General features: G+C 59.2%; 15 protein-coding genes. 12 read left to right on the top strand and 3 right to left on the bottom strand.

Features of this window, described 5'->3' with window-relative positions; genetic code table 11:
- Positions 1-294 precede the first annotated feature (294 nt).
- The 8 genes from PPUTUW4_RS03810 (at position 295) to PPUTUW4_RS03775 (ending at position 10,668) form a co-directional block, all read left to right on the top strand.
- Positions 295-1,896: an ABC transporter substrate-binding protein gene (locus PPUTUW4_RS03810; RefSeq protein WP_015093474.1), complete on the top strand. Its 1,602-nt coding sequence runs from the start codon at positions 295-297 to the stop codon at positions 1,894-1,896.
- A 172-nt stretch (positions 1,897-2,068) separates the two neighbouring features.
- Positions 2,069-3,502 carry an OprD family porin gene (locus tag PPUTUW4_RS03805; protein ID WP_015093473.1) on the top strand — a complete coding sequence of 478 codons (1,434 nt, stop codon included), beginning with the start codon at positions 2,069-2,071 and terminating at the stop codon, positions 3,500-3,502.
- 78 nt (positions 3,503-3,580) lie between these two features.
- Positions 3,581-5,176, top strand: coding sequence for an ABC transporter substrate-binding protein (locus tag PPUTUW4_RS03800; protein ID WP_015093472.1), 1,596 nt, complete (start codon positions 3,581-3,583; stop codon positions 5,174-5,176).
- Between the two features lie 73 nt (positions 5,177-5,249).
- A complete protein-coding gene (locus tag PPUTUW4_RS03795) occupies positions 5,250-6,260 on the top strand; it encodes an ABC transporter permease subunit (RefSeq protein ID WP_015093471.1) in 1,011 nt (336 codons plus the stop codon).
- A gap of 10 nt (positions 6,261-6,270) precedes the next feature.
- The gene (locus tag PPUTUW4_RS03790) at positions 6,271-7,182 is read left to right on the top strand and encodes an ABC transporter permease subunit (RefSeq protein WP_015093470.1); all 912 of its coding nucleotides are present in this window, start codon (positions 6,271-6,273) and stop codon (positions 7,180-7,182) included.
- Positions 7,183-7,192: 10 nt separating this feature from the next.
- Positions 7,193-8,161 (top strand): oligopeptide/dipeptide ABC transporter ATP-binding protein, encoded by a 969-nt coding sequence (locus tag PPUTUW4_RS03785; protein WP_007973051.1) that lies wholly within the window; start codon positions 7,193-7,195, stop codon positions 8,159-8,161.
- Positions 8,161-9,141, top strand: a complete 981-nt coding sequence (locus PPUTUW4_RS03780; protein ID WP_015093469.1) for a peptide ABC transporter ATP-binding protein — start codon at positions 8,161-8,163, stop codon at positions 9,139-9,141. Before PPUTUW4_RS03785 ends, PPUTUW4_RS03780 begins: the two co-directional genes overlap by 1 nt.
- Before the next feature lie 330 nt (positions 9,142-9,471).
- Positions 9,472-10,668 carry a delta-60 repeat domain-containing protein gene (locus PPUTUW4_RS03775; protein ID WP_015093468.1) on the top strand — a complete coding sequence of 399 codons (1,197 nt, stop codon included), beginning with the start codon at positions 9,472-9,474 and terminating at the stop codon, positions 10,666-10,668.
- 186 nt (positions 10,669-10,854) lie between these two features.
- Here PPUTUW4_RS03775 and PPUTUW4_RS03770 read toward each other — a convergent pair whose 3' ends face one another.
- The 3 genes from PPUTUW4_RS03770 to PPUTUW4_RS03760 form a co-directional block, all read right to left on the bottom strand.
- The gene (locus PPUTUW4_RS03770; protein WP_015093467.1) at positions 10,855-11,109 is read right to left on the bottom strand and encodes a hypothetical protein; all 255 of its coding nucleotides are present in this window, start codon (positions 11,107-11,109) and stop codon (positions 10,855-10,857) included.
- A 146-nt stretch (positions 11,110-11,255) separates the two neighbouring features.
- Positions 11,256-12,491: an MFS transporter gene (locus PPUTUW4_RS03765; RefSeq protein WP_015093466.1), complete on the bottom strand. Its 1,236-nt coding sequence runs from the start codon at positions 12,489-12,491 to the stop codon at positions 11,256-11,258.
- Positions 12,492-12,697: 206 nt separating this feature from the next.
- A complete protein-coding gene (locus PPUTUW4_RS03760) occupies positions 12,698-14,281 on the bottom strand; it encodes a peptide chain release factor 3 (RefSeq protein ID WP_007973058.1) in 1,584 nt (527 codons plus the stop codon).
- Positions 14,282-14,837: 556 nt separating this feature from the next.
- On the opposite strand from PPUTUW4_RS03760, the gene PPUTUW4_RS03755 reads away from it, so the two are divergent.
- Genes PPUTUW4_RS03755 through PPUTUW4_RS03740 form a run of 4 tightly spaced genes read left to right on the top strand, consistent with a single transcriptional unit; the run spans position 14,838 to position 18,261 of the window.
- On the top strand, positions 14,838-15,527 hold the full coding sequence (locus PPUTUW4_RS03755) for an ABC transporter permease (protein ID WP_177325108.1): 690 nt from the start codon (positions 14,838-14,840) through the stop codon (positions 15,525-15,527).
- A gap of 20 nt (positions 15,528-15,547) precedes the next feature.
- A complete protein-coding gene (locus PPUTUW4_RS03750) occupies positions 15,548-16,441 on the top strand; it encodes a glycine betaine ABC transporter substrate-binding protein (RefSeq protein WP_015093463.1) in 894 nt (297 codons plus the stop codon).
- A gap of 12 nt (positions 16,442-16,453) precedes the next feature.
- The gene (locus PPUTUW4_RS03745; protein WP_015093462.1) at positions 16,454-17,107 is read left to right on the top strand and encodes an ABC transporter permease; all 654 of its coding nucleotides are present in this window, start codon (positions 16,454-16,456) and stop codon (positions 17,105-17,107) included.
- Entirely contained in the window at positions 17,104-18,261 is a 1,158-nt protein-coding gene (locus PPUTUW4_RS03740; RefSeq protein WP_015093461.1) for an ABC transporter ATP-binding protein, read from the top strand. Before PPUTUW4_RS03745 ends, PPUTUW4_RS03740 begins: the two co-directional genes overlap by 4 nt.
- Positions 18,262-18,737 lie beyond the last annotated feature (476 nt).

The raw sequence follows: 18,737 nt of genomic DNA, 5'->3' as shown, positions 1-18,737 counted from the left end.
ACGGCGACGTTTCTGACGTCGCCGTTGCTTTATCTACCGAGCAAGCAGGAATTTGCCTACATCCAAATCCGCAGCTGACTACAGCATCGGGTGAGGACGCGTTGCCATTTCCTACGAGTCTTTAGGACTCTACGCATTTACTGCCGGACCTGTGGCTCATACCGTCGGGATCCGACCAGTGCATGCGTGGGTCATCGGTTATTGCTGCGTGCATGGCTTGAAATCAGTGATGCCTCTACGTCCGCGGACGGGATGGCGGCTCATTGAAAACACTTTGAGAGAAAAGGGAGCGTTATGCGCCATACCTTGGTTTTATCCGCATTGCTGGGCACCGGCCTGCTGGCCGCCACTTCCATCAGCCAGGCCGCCAACAACAGCCTGGTATTCTGCTCCGAGGGCAGCCCCGCCGGTTTCGACACGGCGCAGTACACCACCGCGACCGACAACGACGCTGCCGAACCGCTGTACAACCGGCTGGCAGAGTTTGAAAAAGGTGCGACCAACGTCGTACCGGGCCTGGCCACGAGCTGGGACATCTCTGAGGATGGCCTCAAATATACCTTTCACCTACGCGAAGGGGTGAAGTTTCATACCACCAAATACTTCACACCAACCCGCGACTTCAATGCCGACGACGTGCTGTTCACCTTCAATCGCATGCTCGATCCGCAACAACCATTCCGTAAGGCTTATCCGACAGAGTTTCCGTACTTCAACGGCATGAGCCTGAACAAGAACATCGCCAGGGTCGAAAAGACCGGGCCACTGACCGTGGTCTTTACGCTCAACAGCGTGGACGCCGCGTTCATCCAGAACATCGCCATGAGCTTCGCCGCCATCCTGTCGGCCGAATACGCCGACAAGCTGTTGGCCGAAGGCAAGCCGAGCGACATCAACCAGAAGCCGGTCGGCACCGGGCCGTTCGTGTTCAAGAGCTATCAGAAAGACTCGAACATCCGTTACACCGGCAACAAGCATTACTGGGACCCGAGCCGGGTCAAGCTCGACAACCTGATTTTCGCCATCAACACCGACGCTTCGGTGCGCGTGCAGAAACTCAAGGCCGACGAGTGCCAGATCACCCTGCACCCACGCCCTGCCGATGTGCCCGCACTGAAGAACGACCCGGCCCTGCAACTGATCGAGAAGCCTGGCTTCAACCTCGGCTACATCGCCTACAACGTGCGCCACAAACCGTTCGACCAACTTGAAGTGCGCCAGGCGCTGGACATGGCGGTAAACAAGCAGGGCATTCTCAATGCCGTTTACCAGGGTGCGGGGCAACTGGCGGTCAACGCCATGCCGCCGACCCAATGGTCCTACGACGACACGATCAAGGACGCCGCCTACAACCCGGAGAAAGCCAGGGAATTGCTCAAGGCTGCCGGCGTCAAGGAAGGCACTGAAATCACCCTCTGGGCCATGCCGGTCCAGCGTCCGTACAACCCCAACGCCAAGTTGATGGCCGAAATGCTCCAGGCTGACTGGGCGAAGATCGGCCTCAAGGTCAAGATCGTCAGCTATGAGTGGGGCGAGTACATCAAGCGCACCAAAAATGGCGAGCACGACATCAGCCTGATCGGCTGGACCGGTGACAACGGGGATCCGGACAACTGGCTGGGCACGCTCTACAGCTGCGACGCCATTGGCGGCAACAACTACTCGATGTGGTGTGATCCTGCCTACGACAAGCTGATCAAGCAGGCCAAGGTCGTCACCGACCGTGACCAGCGCACCCTGCTCTACAAACAGGCGCAGCAGTACCTCAAGCAGCAGGTGCCGATCACGCCAGTCGCCCACTCAACGGTCAACCAGCCGCTGAGCGCCAAAATCGAAGGGTTCAAAGTGAGCCCGTTCGGCCGCAATGTGTTCTCGGGTGTCAGCATAGAAAAATAACCGATTAGCCAGAAATGCCGGGGGGCGGATTTTCCGCCCTCACGCAGACGCTTTGCCATTTTTTGCCAATTTGGCTGACAGCAAACGTTTGCGATGCCGTGAATGAGTTCTAAACCAATAGCCGGATCACAAAAAAAGACCGGCATAAAAAAGAAAGTAAGGAGCTTTACCCATGAAACTGAGCAGCACCGCGTTATTGGCCCTGGCCATAAGCAGCGTAACCGCCACGGCTTACGCAGAAACCCAAAGCCAGGCTTTCACCCCGGTCACCGTGAACGAGAAGAATGCCCAAAGCGAAGCCACCGGCTTTGTCGAAGGCCAGTCGATCACCGGCACCACGCGTAACTGGTACGCCAATGAACAACTGAAACGTGGTGCAAAATTCAAATACAACGATCACGGCACGCTGACCGATACCGATCGTCGTATCAACTGGGTCCAGGGCACCATCGTCAAATACAACTCGGGTTTCACCGAAGGGACTGTCGGTTTCAGCACCGAAGTGGCGGCTTACAACGCCATCGCACTTGACCAGGATCGTAAAGACCTGGCATCCGGCAACGGTGGCGCACCGGGCACTCGTCCAAATGCAGGCAACAACCGGACCCTGACCAAAGAAGGCGGCGACGCTCAAGGCCAGTGGAGCAAACTGGGCCTGGCCAACGTCAAGGCCCGTGTCTCCAACACCACCCTGACCGCCGGCCGCATGAACTTCAGCAGCCCGATGGTCGACGTGATCGGTAACCGCGCACTGCCTTCGAGTTTCGAAGGTGTGGCCATCCACAGCGAAGAGCTGAACAACCTGGCCTTCGACCTGGCCACCTTCGACCGCAACTCACCGCGTACCGAAGAAAGCCAGCGCAAATTCCGCACCGAATACGCCAACGGCATCGTCGAGACCGATCACGTCTACACCGGCGGCCTGACCTACACCCCATTTGCCAGCCTGACCACCAGCCTCTGGGCGACCCAAGCGGAAGACATCTGGAACCAGTACTACTTCGGCGCTTCCCACGTTCTGGGCGACAGCCAGGTACTGAGCCTGACCACCGGCCTGAACTACTACAAAACCCAGGACACCGGTAAGGCCCTGATCGGCACTATCGACAACGACACCTATTCCCTGTCGTTCGGCCTGACCCACCAGGCGCACACCCTGACCCTCTCGTACCAGGAAGTGAACGGCAACGAGTACTTCGACTACCTGCACGAAACCAACGGCATCTACCTGGCCAACTCCCTGCTGTCGGACTTCAACGGCCCGAACGAAAAATCGTTCCAGGTTGCCTACGGTCTGAACATGGCCGAATACGGCGTGCCAGGCCTGAAGTTCAACATCTACCAGGCTCGCGGCTGGGGTATCGACGGCACTCACTACACCGGCAACGGCGGCGTGCCTGGCAAGGGTTACGACGGCATCCAGTCCCAGGATGGCGAACACCACTATGAATACGGCATCGGCGCGACCTACGCCGTGCAGAGCGGCCCACTCAAGGCCACCACGATCCGCGGTACCTACACCGCTCACCGTGCCAGCGAAAACCAGGCTGACGGCAGCATCAACGAGTTCCGTCTCGTGACCACGGTTCCGTTCAACATCCTGTAATGCGCGGGCCTGACGGCTGATTCAATGACGAATCGGCCGTTGGGTTTTAGTCCTTTAACTGATTGCAGAGGGTTCTTGATGAAAATGCTTCCCCTACGTGCGGCCATCGCGGCTGCTTTGCTCAGTGTCGCTGTCGGCGTTTCGGCCAAGCCCCTGGTGGTTTGCACCGAAGCCAGCCCTGAAGGCTTCGACATGGTTCAGTACACCACTGCAGTCACCGCCGATGCCGTGGCCGAAACCATCTTCAATCGCCTGGCGGACTTCAAGCCCGGCACCACTGAAGTGATTCCGGCACTGGCCGACTCCTGGGACATCAGTGAAGACGGCCTGAGCTATACGTTTCATCTGCGCAAAGGCGTCAAGTTCCACACCACCGAATACTTCAAGCCGACCCGCGACATGAATGCCGACGACGTGGTCTGGAGCTTCCAGCGTCAGCTGGACCCGAATCATCCATGGCACAAACTGTCGAGCGTGGGCTTCCCGTACTTTGAAAGCATGGGCTTCAAAGAGCTGCTCAAAAGCGTCGAGAAAGTCGACGACAACACGGTCAAGTTCACCCTGACCCGACGCGAAGCGCCGTTCCTGGCCGACATCGCCATGGCCTTCTCGTCGATCTACTCCGCCGAGTACGCCGATCAGTTGCTCAAGGCCAATAAGGCCGGCGACCTGAACAACAAGCCAGTCGGCACCGGCCCGTTCGTCTTCCAGCGCTACAACAAGGACGCCCAGGTTCGCTTCAAGGCCAACCCGGATTACTTCCGTGGCAAGCCACCAGCCGATGCGCTGATCCTGGCCATCGCCACCGACAACAACGTACGCCTGCAGAAGCTCAAGGCCAACGAGTGCCAGGTTGCGCTGTATCCGAAACCGGATGACATCCCGAGCATCAAGAAAGACTCGAACCTGAAGGTCGACGAACTGAACGCGATGACCGTTTCCTACATCGCCATGAACACCACGCACAAGTACATGAGTGATGTGCGGGTGCGCAAAGCCATCGACATCGCCTTCGACAAAGAGGCGTACGTCAATGCGTTGTTCGGCAAAGGCAATGCAACGGCCGGGGTCAACCCGTACCCGGACACCCTGCTGGGCTACAACCACGACCTGAAGAACCCGGCCCGTGACCTGGACAAGGCGCGCGCCTTGCTCAAGGAAGCCGGCGTACCGGAAGGCACCACCTTCACCCTGTTCACCCGCAACGGTGGCGGTCCGACCAACCCGAACCCGATGCTCGGCACGCAGATGATGCAAGCCGACCTGGCCAAGGTCGGGATCAAGATCGACATCCGCGTGATGGAATGGGGCGAGATGCTCAAACGCGCCAAAAACGGCGAGCACGACATGGTTTCCGCCGGATGGGCGGGCGATAACGGCGACCCGGATAACTTCCTTACGCCTATGCTCAGTTGTGAAGCGGCCAAGAACGGAGAAAACTACGCGCGCTGGTGCAATGACAAATTCCAGGCGCTGATCGACCAGGCCCGGGAAAAAACCGATCCGGCCGAACGTGCAGCGCTCTACGAGCAGGCCCAGGTTATTTTTAACCAGGACCAGCCATGGATCAGCATGGCGCACACTAGAATGTTTACCGCGATGCGCAACAACGTAGAGGGCTATCACATTAGCCCCCTCACCACGAACAACTTCGCCACCACCCAGGTGAAGTAGATAAGAAAACTCCCGGCATTCCTGACGCAGGGATGCCGGGCACGCCTAACCGGCTGATGAGGTACACCTTACGATGTTTAGTTTTATTGCCCGCCGACTGGGGTTACTGATCCCCACGTTTTTCGGCATCACCTTGCTGACATTCGCGTTGATTCGCATGATCCCTGGCGACCCCGTGGAAGTCATGATGGGCGAACGCAGAGTCGACCCGGAAATGCACGCTCAGGCAATGGAACGCCTAGGTCTGAACAAACCCCTGTATGCCCAGTACCTGGATTACATCGGCAAACTGGCCCACGGCGACCTCGGAGAATCCCTGCGTACCCGTGAAAGCGTCTGGAACGAATTCACTTCCCTGTTCCCCGCGACCCTGGAGCTGTCCATGGCCGCCCTGTTGTTCGCCGGCATCCTGGGCCTTCTGGCCGGGGTGATCGCGGCACTCAAGCGAGGGTCCCTGTTCGACCATGGAGTGATGGGTATCTCCCTGGCGGGATACTCGATGCCGATCTTCTGGTGGGGCCTGATCCTGATCATGTTCTTCTCGGTGAGCCTGGGCTGGACCCCGGTGTCCGGAAGGATCGACCTGCTCTACGACATCGAGCCACGCACCGGCTTCATGCTGATCGATACGCTGCTGGCCAACGAGCCGGACGCCTTCTTCGACGCCCTGCACCACCTGATCCTGCCGGCCATCGTGCTGGGTACCATCCCGCTGGCGGTGATCGCGCGGATGACCCGCTCCTCGATGCTGGAAGTACTGCGTGAAGACTACATCCGCACCGCCAAGGCCAAGGGCCTGTCGCCGTCGCGCGTGGTGTTCGTGCACGGTCTGCGTAACGCGCTGATTCCGGTACTGACCGTGGTCGGCCTGCAAGTCGGCACCCTGCTGGCCGGCGCGGTCCTGACCGAAACCATCTTCTCGTGGCCCGGCATCGGCAAATGGCTGATCGAAGCCATTGGCGCCCGGGACTATCCCGTCGTACAGAACGGCATCCTGTTAATCGCCTGCCTGGTGATTCTGGTCAACTTCGTAGTGGACATCCTCTACGGCTTTGCCAACCCACGCATCCGTCATCAGCGCTGAGATCATGACCATGACCACTCCAATTCCATCGGTAGCAGTCGATCAAAGCCTGCTGTACCCGTCTCCGTACAAAGAATTCTGGCAAGCGTTCGCCAAGAACAAAGGTGCCGTCGCCGGCCTGATGTTCATGCTGCTGGTGATTTTCTGCGCCATCTTCGCCCCGTGGGTCGCCCCTCACGATCCGAGCGAGCAGTACCGCGATTTCCTGCTGACTCCGCCTGCCTGGCTGGAAGGTGGGCAACTGCAGTTCCTGCTCGGTACCGATGAACTGGGTCGCGACCTGCTGTCGCGCCTGATTACCGGCTCGCGCCTGTCGCTGCTGATCGGCTTGTCGTCGGTTGTCATGTCGCTGATCCCGGGGATTCTGCTGGGTCTGTTCGCCGGGTTCTTCCCGCGCGTGCTCGGCCCGACCATCATGCGCCTGATGGACATCATGCTGGCCCTGCCGTCCCTGCTGCTGGCCGTGGCGATCGTCGCCATCCTCGGCCCTGGCCTGATCAACACCGTGATCGCCATCGCCGTGGTGTCTCTGCCGTCCTACGTTCGTCTGACCCGTGCTGCGGTGATGGGCGAACTGAACCGCGACTACGTGACCGCCGCGCGCCTGGCCGGTGCCGGCCTGCCGCGCCTGATGTTCGTCACCGTGCTGCCCAACTGCATGGCGCCGCTGATCGTTCAGGCCACCCTGAGCTTCTCTTCGGCGATCCTCGATGCCGCCGCACTGGGCTTCCTCGGCCTTGGCGTACAACCGCCAACCCCTGAGTGGGGCACCATGCTGGCTTCGGCCCGCGACTACATCGAACGCGCCTGGTGGGTGGTGAGCCTGCCTGGTTTGACCATTTTGCTCAGCGTGCTGGCAATCAACTTGATGGGTGACGGCCTGCGCGACGCGCTGGACCCGAAACTCAAGAACGCCGCCTGAGGAGATTCCCATGTCACTGTTAGAAATCAAGAATCTCAACGTTCGCTTCGGCGACAAGAACGCCACGCCAGTGGTCGACGGCCTCGACCTGAAAGTGGACAAGGGCGAAGTGCTGGCCATCGTTGGCGAGTCCGGTTCCGGCAAGTCCGTGACCATGATGGCGCTGATGGGCCTGATCGAGCACCCCGGCATCGTTACCGCCGACTCGCTCAGCTTTGACGGCAAGGACATGCTCAAACTGAACAATCGCCAGCGTCGGCAGATTGTCGGCAAAGACCTGTCCATGGTCTTCCAGGATCCGATGACCGCGCTGAACCCGAGCTACACCGTCGGCTTCCAGATCGAAGAAGTGCTGCGCCTGCACCTGAAAATGTCCGGCAAGGCGGCCCGCAAGCGTGCGATCGAACTGCTGGAAAAAGTTGAAATCCCGGGTGCAGCCAGCCGTATGGACGCCTACCCGCATCAACTGTCCGGCGGCATGAGCCAGCGTGTCGCGATTGCCATGGCGATTGCCGGCGAACCGAAACTGCTGATCGCCGACGAACCGACCACAGCACTCGACGTGACGATTCAGGCGCAGATCATGGACCTGCTGCTGGCGTTGCAGAAAGAGCAGAACATGGGCCTGGTGCTGATCACCCACGACCTCGCGGTCGTGGCCGAAACCGCCCAGCGCGTGTGCGTGATGTACGCCGGCCAGGCGGTCGAAGTCGGTCAGGTACCGCAACTGTTCGACATTCCGGCCCACCCGTACAGCGAAGCGCTGCTCAAGGCGATTCCGGAACACAGCCTGGGGGCCTCGCGCCTGTCGACCCTGCCGGGCATCGTTCCCGGTCGCTACGACCGTCCGCAGGGTTGCCTGCTGTCGCCACGCTGCCCGTACGTGAAAGACAACTGCCGTCAACAACGTCCGGCCCTTGACCAGAAAAGCAACAGCCTCGCTCGCTGCTTCTACCCGCTGAACCAGGAGGTGGCGTAATGGCCGTCGTTCTTACCGCCCGCGACCTGACCCGTCACTACGAGGTGTCCCGAGGCCTGTTCAAGGGCCACGCCACCGTGCGCGCCCTCAACGGCGTGTCGTTCGAACTGGAAGCCGGCAAGACCCTCGCTGTCGTCGGTGAATCCGGTTGCGGCAAATCCACCCTGGCCCGTGCCCTGACCCTGATCGAAGAGCCGTCCTCGGGCTCCTTGAAAATCGCCGGCCAGGAAGTCGCCGGTGCCGACAAGGCCCAGCGCAAGCAACTGCGCAAAGACGTGCAGATGGTGTTCCAGAGCCCGTACGCCTCGTTGAACCCACGGCAGAAGGTCGGTGATCAGTTGGCCGAGCCACTGTTGATCAACACCAACCTGAGCGCAGCGGAACGTCGTGAGAAAGTCCAGGCGATGATGAAGCAGGTGGGCTTGCGTCCCGAGCACTACCAGCGTTATCCGCACATGTTTTCCGGCGGTCAGCGCCAGCGGATCGCCCTGGCTCGCGCGATGATGCTGCAACCCAAAGTGCTGGTGGCAGACGAACCGACCTCGGCGCTGGACGTGTCGATTCAGGCACAGGTGCTCAACCTGTTCATGGATCTGCAGCAAGAGTTCAACACCGCCTACGTGTTCATCTCCCACAACCTGGCGGTGGTTCGCCACGTGGCCGACCATGTGATGGTGATGTACCTGGGTCGCCCGGTGGAAATGGGCACGAAGGAGGACATCTACTCCCGTCCCCTGCACCCCTACACCCAGGCACTGTTGTCGGCGACGCCAGCCATCCACCCGGATCCGGACAAGCCGAAAATCAAGATCGTCGGCGAGTTGCCCAACCCGCTGAACCCGCCGCCAGGCTGCGCCTTCCACAAGCGCTGCCCTTACGCCACCGAGCGTTGCAGCACTGAAGAGCCGGCCCTGCGCCTGCTCGACAACCGCCAGGTGGCTTGCCACTACGCCGAGCAATTCCTCGACGGCGCGGCGTAAAACTGTAGGCGCGAGCTTGCTCCGGGCGGCGTTCCGACGAAGGCGACACTCCAGTCAACATCAATGTCGACTGACAGATCGCTTTCGCGAGCAGGCTCGCTCCCACAGGGGTTAAGTTGCTCAAATTCTTGAAGCGTCAACCAAACCCCTTCTCATTCGATTGCGCATCAATCGATACAGGAGGGGTTTTCTTTTGCCTGTCGAGTGGTGATTGAGCGTCGCTGTTTTGCAGAAGCACACCTGTCAGTCCTGAGAGCTTCGAACGCTCAGCCGTTTTGTTTGAATCCTGTCGGTGAGTCATTCAAAAACTATAAGGACAGGTGAAGCCTCATGGGCACTCAAGCAATAGACGTAATTCTGCTGGACGCGGGTCAACTGGACCCGGAATTTGGTGTGTCTGGACAGATCAGGCCTGACTTTCTGGCGGGCTCGGTCAGGGCCGTTGTGTTATCGGCTGAAGGTGAACTGACCTACGCCACTCGGCAGGGGGAAAGTTTCACTGTGTATCGCACCGATTCTGACGGCATCAAGGACAAGGCGTTTGGCAATGACGGGAACACAGGTGAGTGGCAGTTTGTCAGCGGTAAAAAGGCAAGTCCGTCGCGTTTGCTACTGCAAGAGGATCGCAAGATCCTGGTGATCGGTGATACCCGGGAACCCGACGGTATTGGGCGGGCAGCACTGAGGCGCTTTCATGCCAACGGTAGCCCTGACCTGGACTTCGGCAGTGTCGTCATTCCTGTAGCACAGCATGATTATTCCCAAGTGGCATTGATCGACGGTTGCCTGCAGGGGGATGGAAAAATACTTGTGGCGTTCAGCTATTTCATCAGTGAGTCCGAAGGGTCACTGCTGGCTCGCCTGCACAATAATGGCGAACTCGATATCGGTTTCGGCAATAACGGTTTTGTCGAGATCGAAACCGCGGGCGACTTCATCCGGCTTTGCAGCGTAGTGATTCAAGAGGGAAAAATCGTTGTTGGCGGAACCACTGTGTCCGGTCAGCTCGTTCTTGCACGTTACGACCTGCAGGGGCACATCGATAAACAATTTGGTGTCGATGGTTTTGCCTTCCTGGCAACAACGGATGGCTCACTCAAAATGAGTCAACTCATCGCACAGGCTGATGGCAAGCTGGTATGCGCCGGCGGTATCCAGGAGAGCATGGGCATGGCGATGAGATTTACCGCAGACGGTCACCCCGATAAGGAGTGGAATGGCGGACTTCCTGTATTCACCAACGCCGGTCCTGGAACATTCTGGCGATCCCTGGCCCCGCAACCGGATGGCAAGATGGTCGTGGTCGGTTACAACCGGGCACTCCATATTATCGCTGGCAGGTTGCTGCCCACTGGAGACTATGACACCCACTTCGGCGGGACTGGGTCCGGGTGGGTTTCTTTTGGTCCTTCTGGAGGATTGCCGTGGGATGTGAAGGTCCAGAGCGGTGCTCGCATTATCGTTGGCGGCGAGGCTTTCATCGAAGCAGGGAATCGCGGCCCGGTAGTCTACGGGCTCCAGGCCTGATCCCGTTCTCGACGGCGCGGCATAAAAACAGTGGGAGCGGGCTTGCTCGCGAAAGCGGTCTGTCAGTCGACATTGATACTGACTGGCATGACACCTTCGCGAGCAAGCCCGCTCCCACAGGGTTGGAGTTGTAACAGAACCCCCTTCTACCTCTATTGCCTATCAGTCATGCTCGCCATCGAGCGATTACGTCTGGCTGTCGCCTTCTTCTTCATCGGAGTCCGGCTCGTCGGTGGTCGAGTCATCGTCGTTGTCAGCACCACCCTGCCCCAGATCTCCCGGTTCCGATTCGGATTTGGCGAGCATCAACCCCGCGTATCCCGCTTGCCCGCTCGAAGCCTGCTCCCCGTGATCGATGCACTCGGCCCACGCCGTCGACGTCCCGAGCGATAGCATCACCAACACCTTCAACAGCAGAAAAACGCGAAACAACCTGTTCATAGCCGATTCCTTCCTTTCGTGGAGTGCCTGTCTGGCGCTGAGTGAAATCTAGTTCCGATCAGCCGGGTTCTCCAGATTGGACGCTGACGAGCGAGCAGAAATGCGCTCAGTAGAAAGACCGGTTTCAAATATACCCAATAGCCGGATCAACTAAGCGAAACAGTCCGGCGGGGCTGCCCCTCAAGCTTGTCTGGAGCGCGAGGGCGGGTAGCCTGATAAATCATGGGTATGGACAGCAGCGCCAGTGCCGCACTGACCAGCCACACACTGTGCCCGCCAAAGTGGCCGTACAACTGACCGCCAAGCATCGGCGACAACAGCGCGCTCGCACTCCAGCTCATAAAAAACACGCCAAAGTACTGTCCGCTTTTTCCACGTTGCGCATGCTGCATGACCAGTGCATTCAGCGGCGGCATGAACAGCGCCTCGCCCAATGTCCAGACCACCGTCGACAGGCAGGCATAGAACAGCCCGGAACCCAACGGCAACATACCGAGCCCACAGGCCAGCAACAGACTGCCCGCCATCAGTTGGCGACGCGTACCCCAGCGTTCGCCCCAATGGGTCAACGGAATCTGTAACGACACCACCAATACGGCATTCAATGCGAACTGCCAGCCGATAGCTTCGGTGCTCAGGCGATAGTAATCACGCAGGTAGTTACCCAGCGTGCTGTAGACAGTGTCGAATGCCATCCCGAGCAAGACCGTCGTCGCCAATAACCAGAGAAAGGGTTTGTCGCGATACGGCACGCATGAGCCTGAGCCGGTGTCAGGTTTCTCATCAGGCACCAGCACCGGTCGGCGCCATGTCGTGCGGACAAACCAGAGCAAGGCCAACAGGGTCATGGCTGCGCTGGCGAAGAACACCCAGCGAAAATCGGTCTGCGCCAAAACGCCGCCCGCCACCCCGGCAACGGCCATTCCGAGGTTCCGGGCGACCCGGCTCAAGGCCTGTGCCCGGGAACGCTGCGCAACCTCGCAATACTCCATGATCAACCGCTGATGCAGCGTACGGATCGCCCCGTCGACGGCCCCACTGAGCAACAGCAACCCGGCCAGCAACGGCACCTGCGTGACCAGCCCGAGCAGGATCAGAACCCAGATCGACACAAAGAACAGCGCCGCGGTGAGCCGTGCCGTGCGCACATGATCACTGAGCAAACCACCGAGCATCGAGCCGATCAGCAATCCAGCGCCATAGGCCGACAGCAGCCAGCCAACGGTTTCAATAGCCAGCCCCAGCTCCTGACGCAGGTACAGCGCCATGAACAACTTGACCATGCTGCTCAATCGATTGATGAACAGCAGCGCCGCGAGCACCCAGGCCATCACGCCGAAATAGCCGTCCAGCCTCAGCCGATGCGTCATTCCCTTGATCATCAAGATGGCCGCTGTTTGCGAAATGTGTCTTGAACACTAAACGCCAACGACTGACTTGTCGCGGGCAAATCTCCCCATAGGGAAAAACCAGAGGCAGGCTACAAATGAGAAGGAAAAGACCTACGCAATCGCCTCCAGCGCAAAATCAATCCACAAAAAAAGCCCGCTGTTTTCACAGCGGGCTTTCGGGTGTCGCCATTCAGCGCTTAATGATGCTCGCGGGTCGCGCGGAATTTCACGTCCGGCCAGCGCTCTTCCATCAGTGCCAGGTTGACCCGCGTAGGCGCGAGGTAGGTCAGGTGACCGCCGCCGTCCAGTGCCAGGTTTTCCACAGCCTTGTTGGAGAATTCCTCAAGCTTCTTCTTGTCGCTGCATTCGATCCAGCGCGCGGAATAAACAGTGATCGGCTCGTAGGAGCACTCGACCTTGTATTCCTCTTTCAAACGGCTGGCGACCACATCGAATTGCAGCACACCGACGGCGCCGAGGATGATGTCGTTACTGCGTTCCGGGAAGAACACCTGGGTTGCGCCTTCTTCGGCCAACTGCTGCAAGCCCTGGCGCAGTTGCTTGGATTTGAGCGGATCCTTCAGGCGCACGCGGCGGAACAGTTCCGGGGCGAAGTGCGGGATGCCGGTGAAGCCCAGGACTTCGCCTTCGCTGAAGGTGTCGCCGATCTGAATGGTGCCGTGGTTGTGCAGGCCGATGATGTCGCCGGCAAACGCCTCTTCCAGTTGCTCACGCTCGGAGGAGAAGAAGGTCAGCGCGTCGCCGATCCGCACGTCCTTGCCGGTGCGCACATGGCGCATCTTCATGCCTTTCTCGTACTTGCCGGAGCAGATACGCATGAAGGCGATGCGGTCGCGGTGTTTCGGGTCCATGTTCGCCTGGATCTTGAAGATGAAGCCCGAGAACTTCTCTTCCACCGGCTCCACGGTGCGCTCGTTGGCCACCCGGGCCAGCGGGCGCGGAGCCCAATCAACGACGGCGTCGAGGACGTGGTCGACACCGAAGTTGCCCAGCGCCGTACCGAAGAACACCGGGGTCAGCTGACCGTCGAGGAATTCCTGCTGGTTGAACTCGTGGCAGGCGCCCTGCACCAGTTCAAGCTGTTCGAGGAAACGTTCGTACTCGTCACCCAAGTGCGCACGCGCCTCGTCGGAGTCGAGCTTCTCGATGATCTTGGTTTCGGTGCGCTCATGGCCGTGACCGGCGGTGTAGACAATGATGTAGTCGTCGGCGAGGTGATACACGCCTTTGAAGTCACGGTAGCAACCGATCGGCCAGGTGATCGGCGCGGCCTTGATCTTGAGGACGGCTTCGATTTCGTCGAGCAGTTCGATCGGGTCGCGGATATCACGGTCGAGTTTGTTGATGAAGCTGACGATCGGCGTGTCACGCAGACGGCAGACGTCCATCAGGGCGATGGTCCGTGGCTCTACACCTTTACCGCCGTCGAGAACCATCAACGCCGAGTCCACCGCCGTCAGGGTGCGGTAGGTATCTTCGGAGAAGTCTTCGTGGCCCGGGGTGTCGAGCAGGTTGATCATGTGCTCGCGATACGGGAACTGCATGACCGAGGTGGTAATGGAAATACCACGCTGCTTTTCCATTTCCATCCAGTCGGAGGTGGCATGGCGGTCGGATTTACGAGATTTCACCGTACCGGCTACCGCGATCGCCTTGCCCATCAGCAAGAGTTTCTCGGTGATGGTGGTCTTACCGGCATCGGGGTGGGAAATAATGGCGAAAGTGCGGCGTTTCGCGACTTCGGCGGCCTGTTTGGTCATGGGAAATCGCCTGGCAGGTGATTCAAAAAAGGGCGGCGAGTATAGCTTAAAAACTGATCTACGGACCACCGTCCATACACCCCGATCCCCCTGTAGGAGCTGCCGAAGGCTGCGATCCTTTGATCTTCGGCGTCATTGAAAACGCCAAAAGATCGCAGCCTTCGGCAGCTCCTACAGGTGGCCACATGGCATTTAATGTGGGAACCTTTTAAAGCACGGAGACGTCCACTCCCCTGTTACGACCACTCGTCGGGGACTTGAAACACCTGCAATTCGGCCTGACGAGGCTGTGCTCATGGCTCGATTGCCGTGCGCCCCCCCCTGTAGGAGCGAGCCCGCTCGCGATGGACCTCAACGATAACGCTGGTTTCCTGAATGCACGCGTTGTCTGGACGTTTTTCGCAAGCAAGCTCGCTCCTACAGTGGAACGCGCTCGGCATGAGCTGCTTCTCGCGATCATTTTTTCGGCAGCCAAGCAAGGCATTGCCACACGAAAATGTGTTCGCCGACTGAAAAAAGGAGTCCGCCTGTGGCTATCCGCTATGGCAAAGGGCTGATGGGAGGCGCGTTGGTAATCGCCCTTCTGGCCCTGCTGGTCCACTGGATCGGCATCAACACGATCGAACACTACCGCGACGATTTGCTGTTTTACCTGCAAGCTCATCTGATTCTTGTCCTCGCTTCCATGCTGGCCGCCCTTGTCGTGGGTCTCCCCGCCGGTATCTTGCTCAGCCGCCCGTCCATGGTCGGTCGCGCTGAACGCTTCATGCAGTTCTTCAACATTGGCAACACCGTTCCGCCTCTGGCCGTCCTGGCCATTGCCCTGGGCATCCTCGGCATCGGCAGCGGCCCGGCCATCTTCGCCCTGTTCCTCGCCTCCTTGCTGCCCATCGTACGCAACACTTATGAGGGCCTGAAAAACGTTCAGGGCTCGCTCAAGGAAGCCGCCGTCGGCATCGGCATGACCCCACGCCAGGTGCTGTGGAAAGTCGAGCTGCCGAACGCCGTGCCGATCATCATTGGTGGCGTGCGCGTGGCGTTGGCGATCAATGTCGGGACGGCGCCGCTGGCGTTCCTGATTGGCGCCAACAGTCTTGGCAGCCTGATATTCCCCGGCATTGCCCTGAACAATCAGCCGCAGTTGCTGCTCGGCGCCGCCTGCACCGCGTTGCTGGCCCTGTTGCTGGACGGAATGGTCACACTTGGCAGTCGCCTCTGGCTCGAACGCGGCCTGCGCCCGTCTTAAGCCTCGGCAAAGGAACTCTCATGAAAACAACAAGCTTTTTACTAGGCTGCGTTCTGCTGTGCGCAGGATTTGCCCAGGCCGCAGAAAAACCGTTGATCCGCATCGGCGCCCGGGTGTTCACCGAACAGACCCTGCTGGCGGAAATCACCGCGCAATACTTGCGCGCCAAGGGTTACGACGTGCAAGTGACCGGCGGTCTCGGCAGCAACCTCGCCCGCAGCGCCCATGAAAGCGGTCAACTGGACATGCTCTGGGAGTACACCGGTGTGTCGCTGGTGGCCTACAACCATGTCACCGAAAAACTCGACAGCGAACAGTCCTACGTGCGGGTGAGAGAACTCGACGCACAAAAAGGCCTGGTCTGGCTCACTCCGTCGAAATTCAGCAACACCTACGCCCTCGCCCTGCCGAAAAACGTCGCTGACCAATACCCGCAGATCAACACCATCAGTGAGCTGAACAAGGTGCTGCACCAGGAGGCCGAGACCAACAATCTGGTGGCGCTGGATACCGAGTTCGCCAACCGTTCGGACGGACTCGCTGGCATGATGCAGCTGTACGGCATGAACCTGACCCGCAAAAACATCCGGCAGATGGACGCCGGGCTGGTCTATACCGCGCTGCGCAATGGCCAGGTGTTTGCCGGCCTGGTCTACACCACTGATGGTCGCCTCAATGCCTTCAAGCTGAAATTGCTGGAGGACGACAAGCACTACTTCCCCGACTACACCGCCGCGCCCGTGGTGCGTCAGGCCTTCCTCGATGCGCATCCGCAACTGGCCGCACAGCTCAAGCCACTGGCGGAACTGTTCGACGACAACACCATGCGCGAGCTCAACGCGCGGGTGGATGTCGATCACCAGAGTCCTTCAGCCGTGGCCGCCGATTTCCTGCGCCAGCATCCATTGAACTGAGAAGGAGAAGTCATGGAATTCTTGAACGCCTTTTCCCATCCCGACTGGCAACAGGCGATGCATCTGACCGGGCAACACATCACGCTGGTCGGCATTGCCGTGACCCTGGCGATTCTGGTCGGCGTGCCACTGGGCATTTTGATGACGCGCTTCCCGAGCCTCGCCGGGCCTTTGCAGGCTAGTGCAACGGTGCTGCTGACGGTGCCGTCGATTGCCCTGTTCGGCCTGTTGCTGCCGTTCTACTCCAGATTCGGCCAGGGCCTCGGCCCGATGCCGGCGATCACCGCAGTGTTCCTCTATTCACTGCTGCCGATCATGCGTAACACCTACCTGGCCCTGACCAGCGTCGAACCGGGCATCCGCGAAGCGGCGCGCGGCATCGGCATGACGTTCGGCCAGCGCCTGCGCATGGTTGAGCTGCCCATCGCCGTACCGGTGATCCTTGCCGGTGTACGCACCGCCGTGGTCATGAACATCGGCGTCATGACCATCGCCGCCACCATCGGTGCCGGTGGCCTCGGTGTACTTATCCTCGCTTCCATCAGCCGCAGCGACATGTCGATGCTGATCGTCGGCGCCGTGCTGGTCAGTGTGCTGGCGATCATCGCCGACCTGATCCTGCAAGTGCTGCAACGCTCGCTGACTCCAAAAGGACTGCTCAAATGATCGAACTTCAAAACCTCAGCAAGACCTTCCAAAGCAACGGCAAGGATGTGAATGCCGTGGACTCGGTGAGCCTGACCGTCAATGAAGGCGAAATCTGCGTGTTCCTCGGGCCATCGGGTTGCGGCAAAAGCACCACGCTGAAAATGATCAACCGCCTGATCAAACCCACCTCGGGCAAGATCCTGATCAACGGCGAAGACACCACCGGCCTCGACGAAGTGACGCTGCGCCGCAACATCGGCTACGTGATCCAGCAGATCGGCCTGTTCCCGAACATGACCATCGAAGAGAACATCGTGGTCGTACCGAAACTGCTCGGTTGGGACAAACAGAAATGCCACGACCGCGCCCGCGAGTTGATGAGCATGATCAAGCTCGAACCCAAGCAGTACTTGCATCGCTATCCACGGGAGTTGTCCGGTGGTCAGCAACAACGGATCGGCGTGATTCGCGCCCTGGCGGCAGATGCGCCATTGCTGTTGATGGACGAACCGTTCGGCGCGGTCGACCCGATCAACCGCGAGATGATCCAGAACGAATTCTTCGAGATGCAGCGGGCGCTGAACAAGACCGTGATCATGGTCAGCCATGACATCGACGAGGCGATCAAGCTCGGCGACAAGATCGCGATCTTCCGCGCCGGCAAGCTATTGCAGATCGATCACCCGGACACCTTGCTCGCGCACCCGGCGGATGAGTTTGTCAGCAACTTCGTTGGCCAGGACAGCACGCTGAAACGCCTGCTGCTGGTGAAAGCCGAAGACGCGGCGGACAACGCGCCCTCCGTCAGCCCGCAAACCCCGGTGGCCGAGGCGCTGGAGTTGATGGACGAACATGACCGACGCTATGTGGTGGTCACTTGTGCCGAGAATAAAGCCCTGGGTTATGTACGACGCCGCGACCTGCACCGTCAGACCGGTACCTGCGCGCAGTACCAACGCGAATTCAACGCCACGGCGGCGTACGACGAGCATTTACGCATCCTGCTGTCGCGCATGTACGAGTTCAACCGATCGTGGTTGCCGGTGATGGATGCCGAGCGGGTGTTTTTGGGTGAGGTGACGCAGGAGTCGATTGCGGCCTACCTGAGTTCGGGACGTTCGCGAGGGATGAAAACCAATATAGTCTCGCCTGCCGAGGCAGTAGTCGCCTGACAGCTTGCTCGGTAAAAATACAAAACCTGTGGGAGCGAGCTTGCTCGCGATGGCATTTTCACAGCCAACATCGTAGTTGACTGACATAACGCTATCGCGAGCAAGCTCGCTCCCACAGTTTATGTGCAATTTTTCAGAGATTCGCAGGTCGGAAAAAAATATCAACAGCAGCGGATGCAAAAGCTATCCGAACATACCTTTTGAAATAGCCAAATCCCCCCTCAGCCCACCTTCTGGCAGCCAACGTCGCCGATGTTGACGCCATCGCACTTATCCATGACTTAGCGCACAACAGCATCGAACGTGCAGGTATTTTTAACACTTCGTAATTCTTCGGGAACATCCGCCTGTCATCTGAGTCGGTTACAAAGAGTGATGCCCGCAACGCGCGTCAGAAGAGTGCAAAAACGCGACATTTTTTGTTGATCTCAAGCCCCTCACGCCCTAAAGTTCGCGCCGAACGTCCATGCTGGAAA

The sequence above is a fragment of the Pseudomonas sp. UW4 genome (genome assembly GCF_000316175.1).
Lineage (GTDB): Bacteria > Pseudomonadota > Gammaproteobacteria > Pseudomonadales > Pseudomonadaceae > Aquipseudomonas > Aquipseudomonas laurylsulfatiphila.
Note: the sequence above shows the minus strand (reverse complement) of the source record. Positions and strands in the feature narration are given on the sequence as shown.